This window comes from Vibrio sp. Vb0667 (assembly GCF_033391095.1).
The window spans coordinates 1-23,187 of sequence record NZ_JAWPOL010000035.1 but is presented as its reverse complement, the minus strand read 5'-3'; the positions used below and the strand labels follow the sequence as shown (position 1 = coordinate 23,187).

General features: G+C 44.1%; 20 protein-coding genes and 1 tRNA gene. 13 read left to right on the top strand and 8 right to left on the bottom strand.

The features are described from left to right. The first annotated feature begins 568 nt into the window (after nt 1–568). A complete protein-coding gene (rraB, locus tag R8269_RS20695; RefSeq protein ID WP_005381081.1) occupies nt 569–982 on the top strand; it encodes a ribonuclease E inhibitor RraB in 414 nt (137 codons plus the stop codon). A 154-nt stretch (nt 983–1,136) separates the two neighbouring features. Then, a complete protein-coding gene (locus tag R8269_RS20690) occupies nt 1,137–1,937 on the top strand; it encodes a glycosyl hydrolase 2 galactose-binding domain-containing protein (protein WP_050941213.1) in 801 nt (266 codons plus the stop codon). A gap of 16 nt (nt 1,938–1,953) precedes the next feature. Here the strand turns inward: R8269_RS20690 and R8269_RS20685 are convergent, their stop codons facing one another. The 5 genes from R8269_RS20685 to pepA form a co-directional block, all read right to left on the bottom strand. Then, a complete protein-coding gene (locus R8269_RS20685; protein ID WP_080996155.1) occupies nt 1,954–2,859 on the bottom strand; it encodes a bifunctional helix-turn-helix transcriptional regulator/GNAT family N-acetyltransferase in 906 nt (301 codons plus the stop codon). Between the two features lie 115 nt (nt 2,860–2,974). After that, nucleotides 2,975–3,379: a DUF2061 domain-containing protein gene (locus R8269_RS20680; protein ID WP_005381078.1), complete on the bottom strand. Its 405-nt coding sequence runs from the start codon at nt 3,377–3,379 to the stop codon at nt 2,975–2,977. Nucleotides 3,380–3,582: 203 nt separating this feature from the next. Beyond that, nucleotides 3,583–6,441 (bottom strand): valine--tRNA ligase, encoded by a 2,859-nt coding sequence (locus R8269_RS20675; protein ID WP_171343291.1) that lies wholly within the window; start codon nt 6,439–6,441, stop codon nt 3,583–3,585. Between the two features lie 96 nt (nt 6,442–6,537). After that, nucleotides 6,538–6,987 (bottom strand): DNA polymerase III subunit chi, encoded by a 450-nt coding sequence (locus R8269_RS20670; protein WP_031777270.1) that lies wholly within the window; start codon nt 6,985–6,987, stop codon nt 6,538–6,540. Nucleotides 6,988–7,102: 115 nt separating this feature from the next. Continuing rightward, entirely contained in the window at nt 7,103–8,611 is a 1,509-nt protein-coding gene (pepA, locus tag R8269_RS20665; RefSeq protein ID WP_005381073.1) for a leucyl aminopeptidase, read from the bottom strand. A 200-nt stretch (nt 8,612–8,811) separates the two neighbouring features. On the opposite strand from pepA, the gene lptF reads away from it, so the two are divergent. Together lptF and lptG are read left to right on the top strand one after the other, a co-directional pair. Then, nucleotides 8,812–9,912, top strand: coding sequence for an LPS export ABC transporter permease LptF (gene lptF / locus R8269_RS20660; protein WP_005381072.1), 1,101 nt, complete (start codon nt 8,812–8,814; stop codon nt 9,910–9,912). A 3-nt stretch (nt 9,913–9,915) separates the two neighbouring features. Next, nucleotides 9,916–10,986, top strand: coding sequence for an LPS export ABC transporter permease LptG (gene lptG / locus R8269_RS20655; protein WP_005381071.1), 1,071 nt, complete (start codon nt 9,916–9,918; stop codon nt 10,984–10,986). Between the two features lie 87 nt (nt 10,987–11,073). Here lptG and R8269_RS20650 read toward each other — a convergent pair whose 3' ends face one another. Beyond that, the gene (locus R8269_RS20650) at nt 11,074–11,553 is read right to left on the bottom strand and encodes an RDD family protein (protein WP_005381070.1); all 480 of its coding nucleotides are present in this window, start codon (nt 11,551–11,553) and stop codon (nt 11,074–11,076) included. 184 nt (nt 11,554–11,737) lie between these two features. After that, nucleotides 11,738–13,006: a DUF2254 domain-containing protein gene (locus R8269_RS20645; protein ID WP_047103613.1), complete on the bottom strand. Its 1,269-nt coding sequence runs from the start codon at nt 13,004–13,006 to the stop codon at nt 11,738–11,740. Between the two features lie 227 nt (nt 13,007–13,233). Between R8269_RS20645 and R8269_RS20640 the strand changes: the two genes are divergently transcribed. Both R8269_RS20640 and R8269_RS20635 read left to right on the top strand, forming a co-directional pair. After that, complete coding sequence (locus R8269_RS20640; RefSeq protein WP_033906213.1) at nt 13,234–13,899, top strand: SDR family NAD(P)-dependent oxidoreductase; 666 nt, start codon at nt 13,234–13,236, stop codon at nt 13,897–13,899. Between the two features lie 190 nt (nt 13,900–14,089). Next, nucleotides 14,090–14,174: transfer RNA gene (locus R8269_RS20635), tRNA-Leu, on the top strand. Between the two features lie 247 nt (nt 14,175–14,421). On the opposite strand, the gene R8269_RS20630 is transcribed toward R8269_RS20635, so the two are convergent. Continuing rightward, nucleotides 14,422–15,705 carry a carbohydrate-binding protein gene (locus R8269_RS20630; protein ID WP_033906214.1) on the bottom strand — a complete coding sequence of 428 codons (1,284 nt, stop codon included), beginning with the start codon at nt 15,703–15,705 and terminating at the stop codon, nt 14,422–14,424. Between the two features lie 247 nt (nt 15,706–15,952). Between R8269_RS20630 and R8269_RS20625 the strand changes: the two genes are divergently transcribed. The 7 genes from R8269_RS20625 to R8269_RS20595 all read left to right on the top strand — a co-directional run bounded on the left by R8269_RS20625 (nt 15,953) and on the right by R8269_RS20595 (nt 22,640). Further along, entirely contained in the window at nt 15,953–16,258 is a 306-nt protein-coding gene (locus R8269_RS20625) for a PTS sugar transporter subunit IIB (RefSeq protein WP_025767645.1), read from the top strand. Nucleotides 16,259–16,346: 88 nt separating this feature from the next. Further along, entirely contained in the window at nt 16,347–17,681 is a 1,335-nt protein-coding gene (locus R8269_RS20620; RefSeq protein ID WP_171343290.1) for a PTS sugar transporter subunit IIC, read from the top strand. 51 nt (nt 17,682–17,732) lie between these two features. Next, nucleotides 17,733–18,044 (top strand): PTS lactose/cellobiose transporter subunit IIA, encoded by a 312-nt coding sequence (locus R8269_RS20615; RefSeq protein WP_025767646.1) that lies wholly within the window; start codon nt 17,733–17,735, stop codon nt 18,042–18,044. Between the two features lie 12 nt (nt 18,045–18,056). After that, nucleotides 18,057–19,379, top strand: coding sequence for a 6-phospho-beta-glucosidase (locus R8269_RS20610; RefSeq protein WP_005381048.1), 1,323 nt, complete (start codon nt 18,057–18,059; stop codon nt 19,377–19,379). 18 nt (nt 19,380–19,397) lie between these two features. Further along, complete coding sequence (gene chbG, locus R8269_RS20605; protein WP_258476666.1) at nt 19,398–20,153, top strand: chitin disaccharide deacetylase; 756 nt, start codon at nt 19,398–19,400, stop codon at nt 20,151–20,153. 104 nt (nt 20,154–20,257) lie between these two features. Next, complete coding sequence (locus tag R8269_RS20600) at nt 20,258–21,256, top strand: LacI family DNA-binding transcriptional regulator (RefSeq protein ID WP_005381031.1); 999 nt, start codon at nt 20,258–20,260, stop codon at nt 21,254–21,256. 130 nt (nt 21,257–21,386) lie between these two features. Then, nucleotides 21,387–22,640, top strand: a complete 1,254-nt coding sequence (locus tag R8269_RS20595; RefSeq protein ID WP_258476665.1) for an HD-GYP domain-containing protein — start codon at nt 21,387–21,389, stop codon at nt 22,638–22,640. Nucleotides 22,641–23,187 lie beyond the last annotated feature (547 nt).

The window sequence follows — 23,187 nt, the reverse complement described above, 5'->3', positions numbered from 1 at the left end:
ATTTTCCAGCCATTAGTTATGACAAGCTTCCTAGAAAGATGCAAGTTATCAAGCTTTGTTTATATTCTGATATTTTTGACTTTGTGAGTTTTTTGTTTTTATTTTTGTTCTTATTAAATTTATTATTAGATATAAATGCTATTTTGCTAAAATTAGAGTGCGTGCGTTTTTATTCTAATTTTCCCGTTGAGAAAGAATACACGCACAGTGCATAAAACGTGCATTTTTATTCTAAATTATGCATTATTAAAGTGAATTTATTCGTTATGCTTCTTCGTTTTACACGTGAGTGTATTCAAGAAAGCATCATAAACACGCATAGAAAGAGAAAATAACAACATTAAGTGTCAATTAGGATGTTCTGAATATTAAAAAATGCCATTCTTTGTTAATTTTTTGTTTCTTTGTGTGGTCGGTTTAATATTTAGATTCAAATAACCGATAAGAATCGCAGTGGTATGATGTTTGTTTGTGGCTTTTCATCGCAATCCATGCCATATTTCACCGGATCAGCATACTCAGTATCGGGTATTGTGTTTCCATCAAGTAACTAATCTGGAGCCAAAACATGTCTCACGAAGATGAATATCTATCAGTAGAAGAATTAATTGAGATTCAAAAGGAAGAGACTCGCGATATCATTGCAGCATTGCTAGAAGATGGCAGCGATCCAGATTCGCTATACGAAATTGAGCACCACCTGTTTGCCGAAGATTTTGACACGCTAGAAAAAGCGGTAGTTGAAGCATTCAAGATGGGCTTTGAAGTTCTTGAAGCAGAAGAAACTGAAGATGAAGATGGTAACAAGTTGCTTTGCTGTGATGCGACTATGGAGTCCGCACTAGACGCAGAAGCGATTGATGCGCAAGTTGAAAAATTGATTCACTTGGCAGAAAAATACGACATCATCTATGACGGTTGGGGTACGTACTACGAAGGCGAAGATGCGCTTTACCCTGAAGAAGATGAAGACGACGAGTAATCAAAGCTCACTACTTTTGGAAAAACCAGCGTTTAACGCTGGTTTTTTTATACCTTGAAAAACTGACGAATGTGGAGGCGATAAATAATTCACATTGAGTTTATAGGGGATTTCTCCCTATAATGCGTGAAAATTGATCTAGCTCAAGGTGTATATGCAACTCTCACTCGCCGGTTTATGGCAAGTCTCTCCACTGACGGACCTTTCTATCCCACAGGATGACATTACTTTCCCTGCTCCTTTGAGTCAGGTATTGCCTGCTGAACTGACTGAAGAAGCGATTCGTCAGCAAGAGTGGCACCTGATGCACGACATTGAAGTGGACGAATCCATGATGGCATTCCCTGCGGTAGAAATGGTGTTGGGTGGTGTGGATTACCATGCAGAAGTGCGTTTGAACGGGGTAGCATTGTTTGACTGTGACGGCTCACAAAGCGTGTACAAGAAAGACATTCGTCCGTTCATGCAGATGGGGCGTAACCGTTTTGAGATCCTGTTCCTTGAGGAAGAAGAAGATCTTCTGTTGGATGAGGATAAACCTGAGTTGTGCTCACTTGCGGATCATGAATACCAAAAGAGTGACGAGCGCTTAGGGGTATGGCAAGAACCGTATCTGCAGTTTATTCGCAATGTGCGTTTAGACCGTGTAGCAACCGAGCAGATTTGGCACCACGGTGGTGGTTGTGAGTTTAAAGTCGACTTGTACTATCAAACTTTTGCGCCGGGCTTAGTATCGGCATCGGTTAAGTTTAATGGCATGACTTACCATATTCCTATCGATGTCCGAGCGGATCATGCGAGTGCTTTATTCCAGATCGAAGCACCAAAGTATGCCGATCTTAATGATCCCGATCCAAAAGATCTCTACGAACTCGTGGTGGAATTAGATGGGCAACGCCAAGCATTTAAAGTGGCACTTAGCCAAGAGCTCTGTGTTACCCACCTTGTACTTTAAGTTTGGGGATAAAGCGCTATAACGTTTTAAGCATCACGACTTCACATGCATCATGCCCCGTTTGTCCTAGCGGGGCATCGAGATGCTCAAAGCCTAGCTTTTCATACAAGCCTACCGCTTCTCTTAGACATTCTGTCGTTTCTAAATAGCACTGCTGATACCCAAACTGTTTCGCCAGTTGTAAGCTCAATGCGACGATGCGTTTGGCTAAACCGTGCCCTCGTGTTTGAGGTAAGAAGTACATCTTTTGTAGTTCACACACATTTGGCTCGCCCGCTAAAGGGGCAAAGCCACCGCCACCAATGATCTCTCCGCGATGTTCAATGACCCAATAGGCGGCCCCGCATTGATTGTAAACCGAATACATATCATCAAGCGTTGGATCGGCCACACCATAACCTTTGTCTGCGGTTAAGCCGTATTCTGCAGAGACTTTACGAATCACATCTGCGACTTGCGGGTTGTCTGCTTTAGTAAGAGGTCGAAGAACGTATTCCTCAGACTGACACACTTTTGTTAGCCCTTTTAGGTAAGTCTCTAGACCAAGTTTGAGTTGCTCTTGCTCGCTGTCATCGAGTTGGGTAAGCAGTTGTTCAAAGAAGTGGTTTTGCTGTTGGTCCAGTTGTGATAACGCCTGTTGGCCTTGCTCTGTAATCGCTACGAGTTGACTACGTTTGTCTTTTGGGTTTTCGATGCTCTCGACCAAACCTAATTTAATCAAACCAGTAACGGTTCGGCTCGCGTTGGACTTGTCGACATTAAGCTGCTGTGCCAGCTGATTGATGGTCAATGGCTGCAATTGGATTTCACCCAATGCGTGTGCTTGCACTGGAGTGAGAGCGACATCGCCGCATTGTTTATCAAGCATACCAAGCAATCGGACGGCTTGACGGGAGTAGTGTCGAAGTTGACGAGCGTTCATTATCACTTACCTCTAAAAATAAAGTTGCGCACCGCAATTAAATTAATTGCGGTGCGCAACCTTGTCAATGGTAAATGTCATTTTTCTCGTTAGGAGACGTAGTGAGCCTCCATGTTTAAGCGTGGTGATGTAAACAAAACTGCGGTGCTGGAGCTTTTTCTGATGATTTACGCATCCATACTTTCTCGTGGAAGTAGTAAGCCACCGTGTTCAAACTCGGCTCTAGCATCGCCATTACGCCGCCGACGAATGCATCACCTGTTAGTAAGTAAACCACGGTAAAAGCGACGCTGAAGTGCACGGTCGCAAAGCTTGCGGTTTTTAATTTGGTCATCCACTGACGAGCTTTAAGTGCTGGGACTTTTGCCCATGCCTTTTCATGAAAGTAGAAGGCTACGGTGTTCACTGAAGGCTCAATCATGGCAATTAAACTACCAATTAGAATGTCGCCTGTGAGTACGTAAGCGACACTAAATGCGATAGTAAAATGCAGTGCTGCGAAAGTTAGTGTCTTTTTCATGATAATTACTCAATCGTGTTTGTTTCGATGAGTTTATTATCGATAATAATTCTCATTAATGCTAATGGGTAATGAGTATTGTTGTGATAGGGGGAAGCTATTGATGATGGTTTTGGTGAAATGTATACAAAAAAGGTTGGCCATGATGACCAACCTTTTGAACCAAAAAGTGAGAAGTGTTAATTCTTCTCTTTCACTGAGGCTTAAAGCGCAGCGATCGTTGTCTTCTGCTCTTCTAGCTTAGCTAGCGTTTCTTTGTAGCCTTCAAGCTTCTCACGCTCTTTAGCAACAACTGCTTCAGGAGCTTTCGCTACGAAGCCTTCGTTACCTAGTTTGCCTTCGATACGCTTGATTTCGCCGTGCGTCTTCTTGATTTCGCCATCTAGACGAGCAAGCTCAGCATCTTTGTCGATCAGACCTGCCATTGGGATCATTAGCTCAGACTTAGCAACCAATGCTGTTGCACACGCTGGCGTTTCTTCGTCAGCAGCAAGTACGCGTACAGATTCTAGTTTCGCTAGAGACATTAGTACTTGTTTGTTTGCTTCTAGACGCGCAGCGTCTTCTGCGTTTGCTGCTTTCAGCATAACGTCGAGCGGCTTACCAGGGTTGATGTCGTATTCAGCACGTAGGTTACGGATGCTGGTAATGAACGCTTTCACCCATTCGATATCATCTAGCGCTTCTTGGTTGAAGTTTGCTTCGTCGAATTGAGGCAGTGCTTGCAGCATGATTGTCTCGCCTTCTACACCTTCAACTAATGGCTTGATGCTTTGCCAGATAGTTTCAGTGATGTAAGGAATCACTGGGTGAGCTAGACGTAGCGTCTTCTCAAGAACCGTGATGAGTGTACGGCGAGTACCACGCTGTTGCGCTTCAGTACCTTTCCATAGAACGGGTTTAGTTAGCTCTAGGTACCAGTCACAGAATTGGTTCCAGATGAATTCGTAAAGCGTGTTCGCAGCCATATCTAGACGGAAGTTGTCGATATGGTTGTTGAACGCTTTCGCTGCAAGTTCAAACTGAGACTCGATCCATTTGTCTGCTAGTGAGTATTCAATCTCACCACCGTTGAAGCCACAATCTTGCTCTTCTGTGTTCATCATTACGTAACGGCTTGCGTTCCATAGTTTGTTACAGAAGTTACGGTAACCCTCAAGACGCTTCATATCCCAGTTGATATCACGACCTGTTGATGCCATTGCTGCAAGAGTGAAACGTAGTGCGTCTGTACCGTATGCTTCGATACCGTTTTCAAACGTCTTACGAGTGTTCTTCTCGATCTTCTTCGCTAGCTGAGGTTGCATCATGTTGCCACAACGCTTCTCTACTAGAGACTCTAGGTCGATACCATCGATCATGTCGATTGGGTCAAGTACGTTACCTTTCGACTTAGACATCTTGTCGCCGTTTTCATCACGGATTAGACCAGTAACGTAAACCGTCTTAAATGGTACTTGTGGTTTGCCGTTTTCGTCTTTCACGAAGTGCATGGTCATCATGATCATGCGCGCAACCCAGAAGAAGATGATGTCGAAACCAGTTACTAGAACGTCTGAAGGGTGGAATACTTTCAGGTCGTCAGTTTGCTCTGGCCAACCTTGAGTACCGAATGTCCATAGTGCAGAAGAGAACCACGTATCCAGTACGTCTTCGTCTTGGTGCAGTTCAATGACTGACTCTAGGTTGTTGTTCTTACGAACTTCTTCTTCAGTGCGACCTACGTAAACATTACCTTGGTTGTCGTACCAAGCTGGGATGCGGTGACCCCACCATAGCTGACGAGAGATACACCAGTCTTGAACGTCACGCATCCAAGAGAAGTACATGTTTTCGTACTGCTTAGGAACAAATTGGATGTCGCCGTTTTCTACTGCTTCAACTGCAGTTTTCGCTAGAGGCGCAGTACGTACGTACCATTGGTCAGTTAGCATTGGTTCGATAACCACGCCACCACGGTCGCCGTAAGGAACTTGTAGATCGTGATCTTTCACTTCTTCAAGTAGGCCTAGCTCGTCGAATTCAGCAACGATAGCTTTACGAGCGGCAAAACGCTCCATACCGTGGTATTTAGCTGGTAGCTCAGTGCTGTAAGCGTCGCTTGCTTCGCCGTTGGTGTTGAATACTTCAGAAGCATCACGGATGTTTGCGTCGAAAGTCAGAATGTTGATCATTGGTAGCTGGTGGCGCTTACCTACTTCGTAGTCGTTGAAGTCGTGCGCAGGTGTGATTTTCACACAGCCAGTACCTTTTTCCATATCTGCGTGCTCATCGCCCACGATTGGGATGCGACGATCAACGATAGGAAGGATGATTTCTTTACCGATAAGATCTTTGTAACGTGGATCTTCTGGGTTAACTGCAACACCCGTATCGCCTAGCACGGTCTCTGGACGAGTCGTTGCAACAACGATGTAGTCTTTGCCATCGGCTGTTCTAGCGCCATCTGCTAGTGGGTAGCGGAAGTGCCACATGTGGCCTTTAGTGTCTTTGTTCTCTACTTCTAGATCTGAAATCGCTGTGTGTAGCTTTGGATCCCAGTTAACCAGACGCTTACCGCGGTAGATTAGATCGTCTTCGTATAGACGTACGAAGACTTCTTGAACGGCGTTAGATAGACCATCGTCCATCGTAAAGCGTTCACGATCCCAGTCTACAGATGCGCCAAGACGACGAAGCTGCTTAGTGATAGTGCCGCCAGATTCGCCTTTCCATTCCCAGATTTTGTCGATGAAAGCTTCACGACCGTAATCGTGTTTTGTTTTGCCTTCTTCTGCAGCGATCTTACGCTCAACAACCATCTGAGTTGCGATACCAGCGTGGTCAGTACCTACTTGCCAAAGGGTGTTTTTACCCTTCATACGTTCACAACGGATAAGCGTATCCATGATCGTATCTTGGAACGCGTGGCCCATGTGTAGGCTACCAGTGACGTTCGGTGGCGGGATCATGATGCTGTATGATTCTTTAGTAGTGTCACCGTGTGGCTTAAAGTAGCCTTTCTCTTCCCAAGTCTGATACAGAGCTTGTTCGATTGAAGTTGGGTTGTATGTCTTTTCCATAGCGCTCTTTTAATGGATACGTTGATGGTTGAATCTTAGTCAATCTTTATAAGTGAGGGATCTTAACAAGATCGCCTTAACTATAAGGATTGACCGTTAAGGATATTGAATTTCGATCGTTTGCAGCTGGTAACCTGCTTGACGGTAAATTTTATATCTTTCTCTTGCGAGTTGTTTAGCTTTTTCTTCGCAGGGCACGAAGTCTACCACTTGAGCAAACTTGTTCGCAAAGGTTGTCTCATTTTCCGCCAAATTAATTACCAGCTGACGGTTCCAATTAGGTTTTACACCTTCATGGCCGATTTCAATATTGGTGGCGTATTTCGGTCCCTCGCCTACGAGGTTATGTGCCATGAACTTGTCTGCATCAACTTGCCAAAAGGCTTCAGCGAGCTGCTCGGCGTGTGGTTTGTCTTGGCAGTTTAAATACACTTTAGCGCCTTGGCGAGCAAAGTGCTGAGCCAAAAACACGATGTATTCTTCAAAGCCAGCCACCGTTGCTTGCGGGCTCTCTTCGTTAATGATGTAGAAGGTTGCAGTTTGCATCATTCTCTCACTTGCCTTGGGTCTCTTCCTAAGACCATCTTAAGTCCCACTTTCATTTTAGAAAATTAGGATAATAAAAAAGGGCCTTGCGGCCCTTTTAGATTCTGTTCAGAAATTACTCTTCTGTCTCTTGGCCGCTGCGGTTCAAAAGGAATTGGACAAGCATTGAGACAGGACGGCCCGTTGAGCCTTTCGCTGCGCCTGATTTCCACGCGGTACCTGCGATATCGACGTGTGCCCAGTTATACTTCTTCGCGAACTTAGATAAGAAGCAACCCGCAGTAATTGTGCCACCAGGGCGACCACCAATGTTTGCCATATCCGCAAACGGGCTCTTCAACTGTTCGTGGTACTCGTCTGCCATTGGTAGACGCCATGCACGGTCACTCGCTTGCTCAGAAGCGTTTACTAGCTCATGAGAAAGAGGGTTGTGGTTAGAGATTACACCGCTGATATGGTGGCCTAGTGCGATAACACAAGCACCAGTTAGCGTTGCAACGTCAACCACGCAGTCTGGTTCGAAACGCTCTACGTAAGTCAGTGCGTCACAAAGAACAAGACGGCCTTCAGCATCCGTGTTCAGAACTTCTACAGTTTGACCAGACATGGTCGTTAGGATGTCACCTGGACGGTAAGCGTTGCTGCCAGGCATGTTTTCACAGCCCGCTAGAACACCAATAACGTTGATTGGTAGGTTTAGCTTCGCTAGCGCTTTCATTGTACCGAATACCGATGCCGCACCACACATGTCGTACTTCATCTCATCCATACCTTCGCCCGGCTTTAGAGAGATACCGCCTGAGTCGAAGGTTAGACCTTTACCTACGAGCACAATCGGTTTTGCATCTGAGTCAGGGTTACCTTTGTACTCGATGATAGACATCATAGATTCGTTTTTAGAACCACGGCCTACTGCTAGGTAAGAGGTCATACCCAGTTTTTCCATCTCTTGCTCACCAATAATTTTGGTGGTTACGGTTTCGTAATCGTCCGCTAGACGACGAGCTTGAGAAGCAAGGTAAGCTGGATTAGCTACGTTTGGCGGCATGTTGCCAAGGTCTTTTGAGGCTTTGACACCTGATGCGATAGCAAGACCATGAGTGATTGCTTTTTCACCCAAGTTCAATTCACGACGCGTTGGTACGTTGAAAACAAGCTTGCGCAGTGGGCGGCGAGTCTCAGGTTTCACGCTCTTGAATTGATTAAATGTGTATAGACCATCTTTAGTCGCTTCTACAGCCTGGCGCACTTTCCAGTATGTATCACGACCCTTAACATGCAGTTCAGTTAGGAAACATACCGCTTCCATTGAGCCTGTCTCGTTAAGTGTGCTGATCGTCTTTTGAATGATTTCCTTGTACTGGCGCTCGCCAAGTTCACGCTCTTTGCCGCAACCGACAAGTAAAACGCGCTCTGACAAAACACCTGGTACTTGATGCAGTAGCAGCATCTGACCAGGTTTACCCTCTAGATCACCACGGCGAAGTAGTGAACTGATGTAACCGTCACTGATTTTATCAAGTTGTTCGGCTACTGGAGAAAGGCGACGTGGTTCAAACACACCAACAACGATACATGCGCTACGTTGTTTCTCTGGACTGCCACTTTTTACACTGAACTCCATGCGTACTCCTACATCCTGAAGACAAATTGCTCTAAATGTTAGATAATGATCGCTTACTTGTTGAATTTTAGCTCCAGGCTTACATGCAGAGCTGATTAAGCGACTAACATCTAGTTTATAATTTTTAAAAAAATAAATGGTTCAACGGGAAACTATAGTGATTCGACCAAAAAAACAAGTTTTGTATAGGTAATTTCAGCGTGATTATTGTTAGATATTTGATCCGCGAAACACTCAAGAGCCAATTTGCGATTTTTTTCGTACTTTTTTTGGTGTTTGTAAGCCAGAAATTCATAAGTGTTCTTGCTGATGCTTCTGATGGGGATATTCCTGCTGGATTGATTTTCTCGATTGTTGGTTTGAACATGCCAGCAATGGGTCTGTTAATGCTGCCTTTAAGTCTGTATATCGGCATATTGATCACATTTGGTCGTCTGTATGCAGAGAGCGAAATTGTCGTAATGAACGCGACAGGTATTGGTAATAAATTCTTGGTTCAAGCGGCCTTATACCTAGCGTTGATTACTTCAGCGGTGGCGGCTTTCAATGCGTTGTGGCTATCGCCGTGGTCTCAAGACCGCGTTGAGCAGCTTTATGAGCAGGTAGCGTCAGAAAACAGCGTTGACCTACTTAAAAAAGGTCAGTTCCAAGGTACACCAGACGGTTCATCGGTTGTGTTCATCGATGACATTAAAGACAATACCTTGAGCAACGTTTTTGTTGCGCAGATGCGCCCTCGAGATTCAGTGTTACCGAGTGTGATGTTCTCATCTTCTGGTGAAGTAAAAGAGCTTTCGGACGGTCGTCAGATCATCACTATGAAAGAAGGTACGCGTTATGAAGGTGTGCCTACTCGCGTTGAATATATGATCACGAAATTCGATGAATACGAAGGTGTTATCGGCCAACGTGAGGTCAAAAAGAAAGGGCGAGACTGGGAAGCATACCCAACGGTTGACTTGATAGGTCACCCAGATCCAGAGGCGCAAGCGGAGCTACAATGGCGAATTTCGTTATTTGTGTGTATTCCACTCTTAACAATGCTCGTTATTCCTTTGTCTGCGGTGAATCCGCGTCAGGGACGGTTTGCCAAAATGGGGCCTGCGATTCTGATCTATCTAGCGTATTTCTTGGCGATCAGTGCAACCAAATCTGCATTAGAAGATGGTGACATCCCGGCTGCTATTGGTATGTGGCCAATCAATGCGATGTTGCTGATTGTTGCTATCATGGCGAATATGATGGACAGCGTTGCTGCTAGACGAATAAAAGACAAATTCCGCAAGAAGAGGCTCGCGTAAGCTGTGTTCAAAATCTTAGACCTTTACATCGGTAGAACCATCATCTCTACCACTGCCTTGGTTTTAGCGACGTTTGTTGGCTTATCGGGCATCATCAAATATGTAGAACAGCTACGTAAAGTAGGGCGAGGTGTGTACGACCTCACTCATGCGTTGTACTTTGTGTTACTCAGTGTGCCGCGTGATATCGAAATGTTCTTTCCAATGGCGGCATTACTCGGTGCCCTGATCGGCTTAGGTATGTTGGCTTCAAGCTCTGAGCTGGTGGTGATGCAAGCTGCTGGTTTCTCTAAGCTGGATATCGGGTTATCGGTACTAAAAACGGCCGTCCCGCTCATGATTGTCGTTATGGCGTTAGGTCAATGGGGCGCTCCTGAGGCCCAGAAGATGGCCCGTGACTTACGTGCGTTTGCGATATCAGGTGGTAGCATTGTGTCTGTGCGCTCAGGTGTGTGGGCTCGTGACGCAAACGACTTTATCTTTATCGGTAAAGTCGAAGACGACAAGCTTTATGCTTTAAATATGTGGCGTTTTGATGATGATAAGAATCTACAAAAAGTTATTTTCGCCGAAGAAGTCGACTACCAACAAGATAACAACTGGCTGATGCGCTACGTACAAATAACGGACATGGAAAATGAAAACGTAATTTCAAAGCAAGACATCGAACAGATGGAGTGGCACACCTCTTTGGCACCAGATAAGCTAGCTGTGGTGACCGTGAAGCCAGAAGAACTGTCACTGAGCGGTTTGTATGATTATGTGACTTACCTGAAAGCATCGGAACAAGATGCATCTCGCTATGAGTTGGCGTTTTGGCGTAAGTTGACTCAGCCGCTTTCAATTGCTGTGATGATGTTAATGGCGCTATCTTTTGTTTTCGGTCCACTCAGAAGCGTGACCATGGGGGCAAGGGTATTGTCGGGCGTGGTTGCCGGGTTTACTTTTTACATATCCAGTGAGTTCTTTGGTCCATTAAGCTTGGTGTATGGCATATCCCCAGTGTTTGGTGCTTTGGCCCCGAGTTTGGTGTTCTTAGCTATTGCGATTGCACTGCTACGAAGAAAGCTATAACTGAAGCATCATCGAATAAACCAAGTTTTACCGAACCAAATGTAAAAGGAAGGCATTACGCCTTCCTTTTTTGTGTTCCTAGACAAGTTAGTTTGCCTTAGGTAATACAACAACCTCTGTTTTGGCCCAAATGTCGTGGAAACCACGTTTCTTCGGATCAATCGGTACAGTCAAATTTGCCAAGCCAAAGCCAGATGTCGAAATACGAATCAGAGCTTGAGTTACCGTAATTGGTGCTCCGTCTTTGGCATTGCGAACTCGAAGCTTCCAAGCGCGCATCCCAAGAGTTTGTCCTGCTCGCGTCCAGAAGAACACAAAGAAATATATCCACACACCAGCAAGATAAAGTGTAAATAGAGGGCTCAATACAGGGTGCTTTCCGAGCATATCTGCGGCATCAGCGTACTCGCCATAGCTCAACAATCCTGCTGCATTTAGTGCAAACACAACGGCCATAACAATACCAGCGGCCATCATTTCAATTGCGATAATAATCAATGTGTCGTAAATCAACGCTGCAAGTCGACGAAAGAGACCAGCAGGTGGAAGAGTTGTAGACGTTGTCATTATTCCATCACTTACCTTAAAAATTGTGCGTCAGAATATAGATTCCCTCACCAAGAGAAAAGAGACCTAACGCACAGAGTCTTTAATTGTGTATAAACGAAGAGACTTTTCTGCCCTACGTTATCAGCACATGTCATGATACACGAGGCCGTGCAGCAATATGTTTCAACTGAATTCGACTCTCTTAACCATTGGCTCTTTGGTCTGTGACCAGATTAGATAGTTGAGAGAGTTGGTGTTTCTCATCTTCGGTATAATGTTGGCTTAATGAAAGCTCTAAAGCTTTTTCTGACAGCTTGATTGCTGGTGACAAAAATAACTTAGGGTGCATACTAGAGAGAGCTAGCAAGGCCTTTTGTAGGCGAATCTGTATTTGGAGTTGCGCTGCACCATCGTGTGCTATCGGCAAAAAGACATCATCAAACAAATCCTGGCAGCTCAATGCGGGCACAAATAGTCTAGGGTATCGAGTTTTGGTAGGCGGCTTACTGAGTAGGTCTCCCCATAATGAAAGTGCTCGTACAGAACGCCCAAGAACGTCAATCGCGGTGCCATTATCATTTACAGCCGGAGATAGTGCTCGTGAGGCGATTTCCGCCATAACGACTAAACCAAAGCGAGGGTCCTGATCATATGAACGCTCCGTTCGAATCGTGAAGGCTGCCGTTATTTCGCTTTCGTCTGGCAACTCTCCACAAACCCAAGCCAATGGTTGACCTACGTACACAAAACTTCCCGGTTGTCGCTCAAGGTAGATGGTGCATTGGTTTGCTTCAGCAATACTATCGAGATGATGCATATCAACATGCTGTAAGTAACCAATTTCTTGGCTCAAAATAGGTTTACTTCCTCTGGGTTTATGTTCTGGGTGGCTCCATGGGTGAGCGCCTAGCCAACGCTCTTTGCCCCGTTTTCTTATCGCATCTAACAAGGCTTGCTCCACGTATGAAGTGGTTTCACTGACCCTTCCTAGTACGGAAAGGTGCTGAATCCAACGTAGCAGAGTGAGTATGATCATCACGATTACGGCGATAGTCACGATGAATAGATAAATTTGTGCTTGTTGATGATAGGCCCCAATACCTAGCGCGATAATTCCTACCAAACTAAATAGAAAAGAGCCAAGAAAGGTTGCTAAGGCATTTTGTGTTGTACTGTCCTCCATCAACAGTTTTGTCGCTCGTGGCGTTACCCCCGCACTAGCGGCACTGTATGCTGAGACCATAATATTGAGAGAGAATGTAGTCACTGCAAGCATGGAGGTTGCGAGGATATTTAATATGTTGTTCAACAAATCCTTGCTGACGTTGATGGCAGGGGGCAGAGTAATGAACTGGTTTAAAACAATCGACATTAAGGCGGTAGCAACAGCTAGTAATGCGTAGAGTGACGTCCGGACCCACAGTTTTCGTGTCATCTGTTTCAGTAACCACTGCCATTTTGACCCAGTCATTCTTTGCTCCTATTCAGTTCTCACTAGAAAGTCGATAGAAAATTCAGAAAGTTATTCTTGCTTAAGCATAGGTTAAATGCCCGTCGTTCTGCTTGATATTTCATGCATCACGAAAGTAAGAAAGCTGCTTGCTTCAAAGAATGGTGCTCTTGAGGTGTGAATTACCACGATTCTGTTACCTTAATTGATAGATGAATTAAAAGTATGTGATTGAAAAGAGGTAGCGCATGATTGTAATTACAGGTGCAAGTAGCGGCTTAGGGGCGGAACTAGCAAAGCGTTATGATGCGGAAGGCAAAGAGACGTATGTAATAGGAAGAAATACAGAAAAACTATCCGCACTAGCAAAACAACTCTCTCATAACGTCGGCTATCAAGCTTGCAACCTCTCATTACATCAAGGTGTGAAACAGCTCTTTGATGGGATGAAACAGCCGCCTGAAATGGTCATTCATAGTGCAGGAAGTGGTTATTTTGGCTTACTGGAAGAGCAGGAGCCGGAAGAGATTCAAAAGTTGATTGATAACAACCTGAATTCTGCGATTCATGTGTTAAGAGAGTTAGTAAAGCGTTACAAAGATCATCCAATAAAAGTGGTCATGATCATGTCCACAGCCGCGCAACAACCTAAAGCGCAAGAGTCTACGTATTGTGCAGTGAAATGGGCCGTCAAAGGATTAATTGAGTCGGTTCGTTTGGAGCTAAAAGGAAAACCTATGAAAATTATCGCGGTTTATCCTGGTGGAATGGATACGGAATTCTGGAAAACAAGCGGCAATACGATGGACACGAGTCACTTCATGCAAGCAGAAGATGCCGCAGAGATGCTCCATAATGCGTTGTCGAGCATTGGGAATGGTTATGTTTCTGATATTACAGTGAATAGAATTTAAAAAGAGTTTCGTATACTCACTTTCATCTGGAAGAGTAGTAGAAAATGGAGCGTACGTTTCTTATGAGTACAGCTTTGTCACACTTTGTGGCGAAATTATCAGCAAACGATAGTTATTTAAGGTATTTCTGCTTGCGCAGGTCAAAAGCTTACGTATAATGCCAACCATCAAAGGGCAATAGCCCAAAGATGCCGGTGTGGTGAAATTGGTATACACGACGGATTCAAAATCCGTTGCCTTCGGGCGTGGCGGTTCAAGTCCGCCCACCGGTACCATATTAGAAAGGTCGCTTTTATAGCGGCCTTTCGTCGTTTTAGGTGTTCGTAAATATCAAAAGAAAGTTAGCGTTGCCTTCGCGGTGGCGGCAGGAATGCCAGTCCAATCAACTCCGTCCACCGGTACCATATTTTAAGACAGAGCCTCGATGAAAGTCGGGGCTTTGTTGTATCTGGATCTTCAAAACAAAAAAAGCGCGAGGGGTATGCCTCGCGCAAACTACTACATGGTGATAGTAGGAACAGCCTATAGAGCTGTGAACAAGGTATTTTGAGTGTTCGGAGTCCAGTCTGCTTGGGACACGTGCGGTACATCAACTAGATAACGCAAACCTTGATAAGTCACCACATCACCTTGTTTATAGGAAACATTCTGAGTCCAGTTAGTGGCTGGGTCTGCATTTGTCCAAAGGCTAGAGGTTAGAGACGGTGCCCAATCTTGTTGCGCAGTATGGTTTGTTACAGCCTGGTATACAGTACCTAGGTGTAAGACGTAATCGCCAGCGTCGTAGTTATGACCAACTTGCCAGTTCGGTGTGTAGTTATCCATTGTGTCGAAGTCATAACCCGCTTGTTTTGCTAACTGTATAAACTTAGCGAGCTTAGGTAGGTTTTGCGTTGCCCCCATGCCACGCTTACCATCTTCAAATAGGAACTCGTGAGTTAATACGATAACTTTATCTGCGTGTAAAGGTGTACCACATGGGAACTCTTGAGCTTTGGAGTTGATCGGGTTAATCGTTGTTGGTGCACAAGTGTTTAACGCGGAATCCACATATCCAAGAAATGCTTCTGCTTCTGTAAGGCTGTTTGCTGGCATTTCAATGCCCCAATTTTCGGGTGCCCAGTCCACATCCCAACCGTGAGTTTGATAGCCGTTATTCGCTAGGATATTTTGAACCTCGATAGCTGCTTTTACACTGTTGGATGGGTTGGATGTATCGCATACATATCCTGGTTCCCAAGGTTTCAGGTCATCAGACGTGGCACATAACCCATCTGCTTTGAAGTCTTTCGTCACGCGCCAACCGTTGGTGTAGGGCAGTCTAGCAAACTCTGTTGCCTTGTAGTTCGGGTAGCTTGTAATGTTCGGCAAATACTTTGCTAACACAGATAAGTTTTCCGTAAACATTGAGGCATCGTAAACAGGGTCTTGATACGAGTTAAGCTGGTGGTCCCCGGTCGCATTACACTCCGCAGCACTGTTCGGTCCAAACTCATCCACGCAGTTGTGCACCATGTGATCGTAACTGTGGTTCGCAACAATATGACCAGTGTCTAATGCGAGCTTTAAGGCTTCTAGGGAACGGTCTTCATTCTCATCACCAATTCCATCTAAATGCCAAGCATTAAAGTAAAACGTCGCTTTGATATCTTCCTGGTTAAGTACTTGAATAACGTCAATAGATGCATTGATTGGTCCATCATCAAACGTTAGATAAATTGTGCCTTTAGAGTCGGTTTGAGCAAATGAGTGTTGTGATAGTGCGGCACTTACAAGCGTTGCAATAGCCAGTTTATTAAATTTCATTCTCTATTCCTTTTAAGAAATTAATAACGACGTTGTCAGTAGTAAAATATTGATAATTTGAAACTTAATGTGATGTCTTAAATTATTTTATGACTTTTATCCTAGACCTAAATAATTACAAAAAAATAGGTGGTATTTTCTAAATTGGGATTGTGTTCACGAATAATGCAACCGGTTGCGCTTTTTTGTCTTGGTTATTTTTGCTACAGTTTTTGCAGGTTGAAATTTACACAACGGGAGTAAGGCTATGAAAAAGATCCTTTTATGCTGTAGCGCAGGGATGTCCACCAGTATGCTTGTTAAAAAAATGGAGCAAGCTGCTGAAAATAAAGGAATTGAATGCAAAATTGATGCGATGTCAGTGAATGCATTTGAAGATGCAATTAAAGAGTACGATGTTTGTCTTCTCGGGCCTCAAGTACGTTTTCAGCTAGAAGAGCTAAGAAAAACGGCGCAAGAGCATGGTAAAAACATTGACGCGATTTCTCCTCAGCATTATGGAATGATGAAGGGAGAGGAAGTACTAGAGCAAGCATTAGAATTAATTAACTAAACCATAGTTTTAAATTAAAAAAGATAACTGTACATCAAATATAAATATTTGATGCGGGATTCTTTTGCCTAAAATAAGGATGGATTCTATGAAGCTTTATGACGCAATTATAGGCGCAGTCGAAAAGCATATAGCCCCTATAGCAGCTAAAGTGGGGAATCAGCCCCATGTTCGCGCAATGAGAGACGGTTTTATTGTCGCAATGCCGTTTATTATTGTTGGTAGTTTCATTTTGATTTTTGCATTCCCCCCATTTGCCGAAGATACAACCTTTACTTTTGGTCGAATTTGGCTCGATTTCGCCACTACACATTTTGATACCATAATGATGCCCTACAACATGTCGATGGGGATCATGACCATTTTTGTTTCGCTGGGCGTTGCTTATAGTTTAGCGAAGGCTTACAAGATGGATGGGATCACGAGTGCTGTATTGTCACTAATGTCTTTTTTACTCATTGCGGCCCCAGCTAAAGATGGCGCGTTGTCTATGTCTCACATGGGCGGAACCGGGATCTTCACCGCAGTGATGTGTGCATTTTTCTCGGTGGAGCTCTACCGTTTTATGAAAAAGCACAATATTACGATTCGCATGCCAGAGCAGGTGCCACCGGCGATTGCGCGATCATTTGAAGTATTGCTACCAGTCTTAGCGATATTCATTACCTTATATCCACTTAGCCTTTTCGTACAAACCCAGTACGACATGCTGATTCCAGATGCTGTTATGGCTATCTTTAAACCGCTAATCAGTGCGTCTAACTCATTGCCTGCCATTATTGGCGCTTTATTGCTTTGCCAGCTACTTTGGTTTGCGGGTATTCATGGTGCTGCAATTGTTGTTGGACTGCTTTCTCCAATCTTTTTGACCAACATTGGTGCCAACATTGAAGCCTTTGTTGCAGGTGAACCGATTCCAAACGTATTTACTCAACCGTTCTGGGATTTTTACATCTTTATTGGCGGCTCTGGTGCAACACTTGCTCTTGTTATGCTGATGTCGTTTAGCCGTTCTGTTCACCTTAAGAGCATTGGTCGAATGAGTGTGGTGCCTGGCTTTTTCCAAATCAACGAACCTGTGATCTTCGGTAGCCCAGTTGTGATGAACCCGACCTTGTTTATCCCGTTCGTCTTCGCTCCAGTCATCAACGCTACGATTGCGTATTTTGCTGTGCATGTCGGCTTTGTGGGTATGGGGGTCGCTACAACACCTTGGACAACACCGGCACTGATAGGTGCTTCGTGGGGTAGCGGTTGGACCTTTGCGCCAGTATTGCTCGTCATTGGTTTATTAATTCTTGATCTAATCATCTACTTCCCATTCTTCAAAATGTTTGAGAAGCAAATGTTGGAGCAAGAACTACCAACGACGAAGGAAACTAAAGGTGATACGCAGCCGTCAGGCGAAGGCGTTACTGCTTAACTGTGCTTAATGGGCCGCAATTACCGCGGCCCGATTTTCGGAGAGAAAATGATGGAACAAGAATTGGTTGTAATGGAGATCATTTGCAATGCTGGTGAAGCCAGAAGTTTAAGCTACGAGGCATTGCGTTTATCTCGAGAACAAGATTTTGAAGCGGCTGATGAGAGGCTCTCTCAAGCAAGAGAGTGCATTAATAAAGCCCACTTAATACAGACTCAGCTTATTGAAGAAGATCAGGGAGAAGGGAAAGTCCCGATGACGTTAGTGATGGTGCATGCTCAAGATCACCTAATGACTACGATTTTGGCTCAAGAGATGGCTGTAGAAATCGTCGCACTGAACAAAAAAATCTCGAACAAATAAAGGGGGATGAAAATGTCTAGAGAGGCGATCAAACTTGCCATTATTGGCGGTGGTAGTAGCTATACCCCGGAATTGGTTGAAGGGGTTATTAAGCGCTTAGAATATTTACCCGTTAAGAAAATTCATTTTGTGGACATTGAGTCAGGAGCTGAGAAGCTTGAGATCATCAAAGGATTGGCTCAGCGAATGGTCGATAAAGCCGGCGCAAAAATTGAGATAAAAGCCGGTTTCGATCGCCGTGCTGCGATAAAAGATGCGGATTTTGTGATGACGCAGTTTCGTGTTGGTGGCCTTGCTGCACGCGCTAACGATGAGCGAATCCCAATCAAGTACGACGTCATCGGCCAAGAAACAACGGGCCCTGGTGGTTTTGCTAAAGCTCTGCGAACCATTCCGGTCATTCTTGATATCTGTAAAGACATTGAAGAGTTGGCTCCAAACGCATGGATGCTCAATTTCACCAACCCAGCGGGTTTAGTTTCCGAAGCGGTCAGTAAGTACACCAAAGTAAAGAGTATTGGTTTATGCAATGTGCCCGTTTCAATGGAAATGATGATTGCAGAAATGATGGAGTGCGAGCCAAAAGAGCTACAACTTGAGTTTGCTGGGTTAAACCATCTCGTGTGGGTACACAAAGCATGGCTCAATGGGGAAGATATTACTCAAACGGTATTAGAGAAAGTCGGTGATGGTGCCAACTTCAGTATGAAGAATATCTGGGAAGAGCCGTGGGATCCGGCATTTCTAAAAGCACTGGGGGCGATACCATGTCCTTATCATCGTTACTTCTACCAAACTGATGCCATGCTTGCTGAAGAGAAACAAAGTGCCGATGAAAAAGGCACTCGTGCTGAGCAGGTAATGGAAACAGAAAATGCGCTGTTTAAGCTCTATCAAGATCCTACCCTCGATCATAAGCCGAAAGAGTTAGAGGAGCGGGGTGGTGCTTATTATTCTGATGCATCACTGAACCTAGTTGATTCAATTTATAACAATCGTAATAGTATTCATGTTGTTAACGTTTTAAATAATGGAGCGATCAACGGCCTACCTGACGATGCTGTGATTGAATGTAGTGCGGTGATTGGTAGCTGGGGGGCGAAACCTCTTGCGGTTGGCGAGTTGTCAAACAATATCAAAGGATTACTCCATCAAGTTAAAGCGTATGAGCAGCTAACAATAGAAGCTGCTGTCGAAGGTAATTATGACAAGGCGCTTATGGCATTAACCAATAACCCATTGGTGCCTGACATTGGCCGCGCCAAGTCAATCCTGGATGATATCCTAGCGGTGAACGCTCCGTATTTACCTCAATTTAAACTAACGACGTTGTAGTACTAAGGAAGGACGCCAATGAAAGTCATTTTTAATGCTGATGATTTTGGTTTAACGAGAGGTGTAAATAACGGCATCGTTAAAGCTCATCAGCAAGGTGTGGTTCATTCAACCACCATGATGGTGGGTATGGATGCTGAGCAACATGCCTTAGAACTAGCTCGCCATAATTCAGGCTTGAAAGTTGGCGTTCATCTTAGGTTTACAGCAGGTGTGCCTATAACGAAGCATCCTAACTTGACCAACGGCCGAGCGCACTTTATCAACTATGACGAACTTTGGAGTAAGCAGGACTTCGAAACTCAGGTCGTTTATGATGAAGCAAAAGCTCAGGTGGAACATTTTTTATCGCTTGGGTTAGAGCTAAGCCACTTAGATAGCCATCATCACGCGCATACTCACCCTCAAATTTTGCCCGTTATTAAAGAAGTAGCGAATGAATACCGAGTGCCACTGCGGGGCACTGGCTTGTGTCAAGAATCGATGACAATCAGGTATATCTTTACTGATGAGTTTTATGATCAAAAAGTGAGCTTGGATGGCTTAATGGCACATCTATTGAGCTTAAAAGCTGACTATGACTTGGTTGAGGTGATGTGCCACCCGGCAGAGGCCGATCCGGCGCTTATCTTACAGAGTGGTTATGCGCTTCAGCGAGAGCTAGAGTTACAAGTTCTTACCTCTCCCATTTTAAAAGAACAGTTAGCTCATCATGGTATAACTGTCACGGATTACTCTGAGCTTGTTTCTACCAATCAAATGGTCAGTGTATGATTAAAGGCTGCCAGCTTCGCCCCCTATAGCACCTTACGAATTGCTGGCAGCCGTTCTATACAAACGAATATTTAATAACAATTGCAGTTGGACCCAATAGCATTATGGCAAGGATTAAAGATGTAGCCGAACTCGCCGGTGTAAATCGCTCTACCGTTTCTCGAATTATTAATGGAGAGGGGAAATTTCGCGAGGAAACTCGAAAAAAAGTAGAGCAAGCTATGGCGCAATTGAATTATCGTCCCAGTGCAATTGCTCGTTCACTCGCAACCTCATCCAGTAATATGGTTGGGTTATTGGTGACTTACTATACGGGGGGCTTCTTTGGCGAGATGATGGAGCAGGTTCAGACCGAGCTGGATATTCATAAGAAGTTTTTGATTACAGCTCAAGGCCATCATTCTGCACAAGGTGAAAAAGAGGCAATTCAGCGTTTTAATGATTTACGTTGTGACGGCTATGTACTTCATAGTCGTTATTTGTCAGATGATGACTTACGTGAATTAGCTAAACAACCAACACCTTTCGTTCTCCTGGATCGCTACGTGGAAGGAATAGAAGAGCGTTGTGTTACCTTTAACCATCATCATGCAAGCCGTATTGCCGTTGAGCACCTTTTAGCTGGTGGTCATCGAAAGATTGCTTGTATTGCCGGTCCATCCCAACGTCATAACAGTGTATTGAGAAAGCTTGGGTATATTGATGCAATGAAGGATGCTGGTATAGATATTGATGAAAGCTGGTGTGAAGAAGGGAATTATGGCCGGCAAAGTGGTTATGATGCAATGGCTGCAATTTTACAACGACACCCTGATGTGACGGCTGTCTTTTCATGCAGTGAAGAAATGACGGTTGGCGCAATGCAATACTTACACGAGCACAGTATTTCTGTACCAGAGCAAATCTCATTAACTAGCTTTGACAGTGTTGATCTTTGTGAAAGTCTTTACCCTACAGTATCAGCAGTGCACTTTCCTATCAGTGACATGGCCCGTGTAGCGGTACAAACGTTAATGGGGCTAGTCAAAGATCAAGAAGTAATAGACAAGCCAGTGTTCGAGGCCAAGCTTAAAATACGCAAAGCAGATCGCTCCTTAAAGTAGCTTACTTCTATCTAATTAAGTGAGTCGCTTAGAAATAACGGTTTGATGTTTTGATAGTTACTGATGAATTTATTCACAAAATTTACTAGTATTCTAACTCTCTTAAGAAATATAAATCAGTAGTGAATAAGTGGCAGCCATTAAACTAACGGTCGATCGTATTCAACCCGGATTACATATCCGTCTTCCGCTAAAGTGGAACGATCACCCCTTTCTACTCAATAGCTTTAAGATTAAAGACCAAGAGCAAGTCGAGATGATCCGCCACCTCGGCGTAAAGTTCGTTTACTTTAATCCAGAGCAAAGCGATGCCGTTCCACTCCCTGTTGATCAAAGACAAGCTGACAGAGTAACAAATGAAGCGTCGTTAGATCATGAAACTCAAAAAATGTGGCAAGAAAAACAGAACCGCATAGAAAAGTTAAGTGCATACCGTCGACGCGTGATTCAGTGTGAAAAAGAGTTTGAGCGCTCTCTGGCACGTATGCGTTCAGTCATGACTAAAATCCGTAACCGTCCGACAGCAGCAGTTGATGAAGCAAAGCTTCTTATTGAAGATATCGTCGAGAAGTTAATGTGCGATGATAATGTTACGTTACATCTGATGAACGGAAAAAATGAGTTTGAAGATATTTATTTCCACTCATTGAACGTGGCTGTTATCTCGATGATGATTGGCCGTGCTAAAGGGTACTCAGCAGCACAGTTGAAAGAGCTTTCCTTCTCCGCACTATTCCATGATATCGGGAAAATAAAAATCCCGACTGCAATATTAAGAAAGCAACTACCTCTAACAGAGCCAGAAACCAACTACTTAAAGTTACACACTAAATATGGCGTCGATCTTGCGAGTCAAATCGAGGCTTTTCCCGAAGTCGCGAGAATTGTGATCGCGCAGCACCATGAGCTAAGAGATGGGTCTGGTTATCCTAAAGGCCTGAAAGGAGATGAGATCAACGAGTTTGCTCAAATTATTGCTGTAGCCAATGCGTTTGATAACTTGTGTCATACACCGATAGTCTCAGATCAAAAGATTCCTTATACCGCACTCTCTCATTTATATAAGAACTGTAAACACCTATATAAAGAAAAGAACCTGAACATCCTAATTAAGTTTATGGGCGTGTTTCCTCCGGGTACCGTAGTTCAGCTTTCTAATAATATGGTCGGCCTGGTTATCTCAGTGAATGCATCGCATTTATTATTCCCGAATGTCTTGGTTTACGATCCATCAGTACCAAGGACGCAAGCGCCAATCATTGATCTTGCCTCAAAAGATATAAAGATAGTTAACGCGATTCATCCGTCAAAATTACCGGATAAAGTAAAAGAGTATCTAAATCCGCGTTCGCGTATTTCTTATTTCTTTGATAGTGATGAGTAGTTATCCACAGCTTTTTGTGGGTAAATTGTATAAATCCTGAGTGTTATTTCTGGGTAATTTTAGGGTTGGATGGAAAGTATCCATTTGGCATGTTTTTTTAGAAAAAATGCACTTTTAGTATTGCCAAAGAAAATCTTCTCCCTATAATGCGCATCCATCGACACGGCAGACGCCACAAGGCTTTAGCAGGGTCGAAGAGGTAAAAAGCTTCTACAAAAAATTAGTTTAAAAAAGTGTTTGACACTAACAACTAAATCGCTAGAATGCACCTCCGCTTTGAGAGAAAAACTTCTCGTAAAGCAAGCTCTTTAACAATATAGACCTATCAATCTGTGTGGGCACTCGTTGATGATAATCCAATTAGATACTTCGGTATCAAATTAGGTTTCAATGAAACGAAGTGACCATTCGAATTGGGAAGCAGCCTTGAGCTGTTTTGTTTTGCTTTTTCAAAAGTGAAAACCAATAAGAGCACAGTCAATTCAAACATTACTTCTGCTATTTATTAGCGAAAGGAATGTTCAGTATTCATTGAGCCGAACAAAAT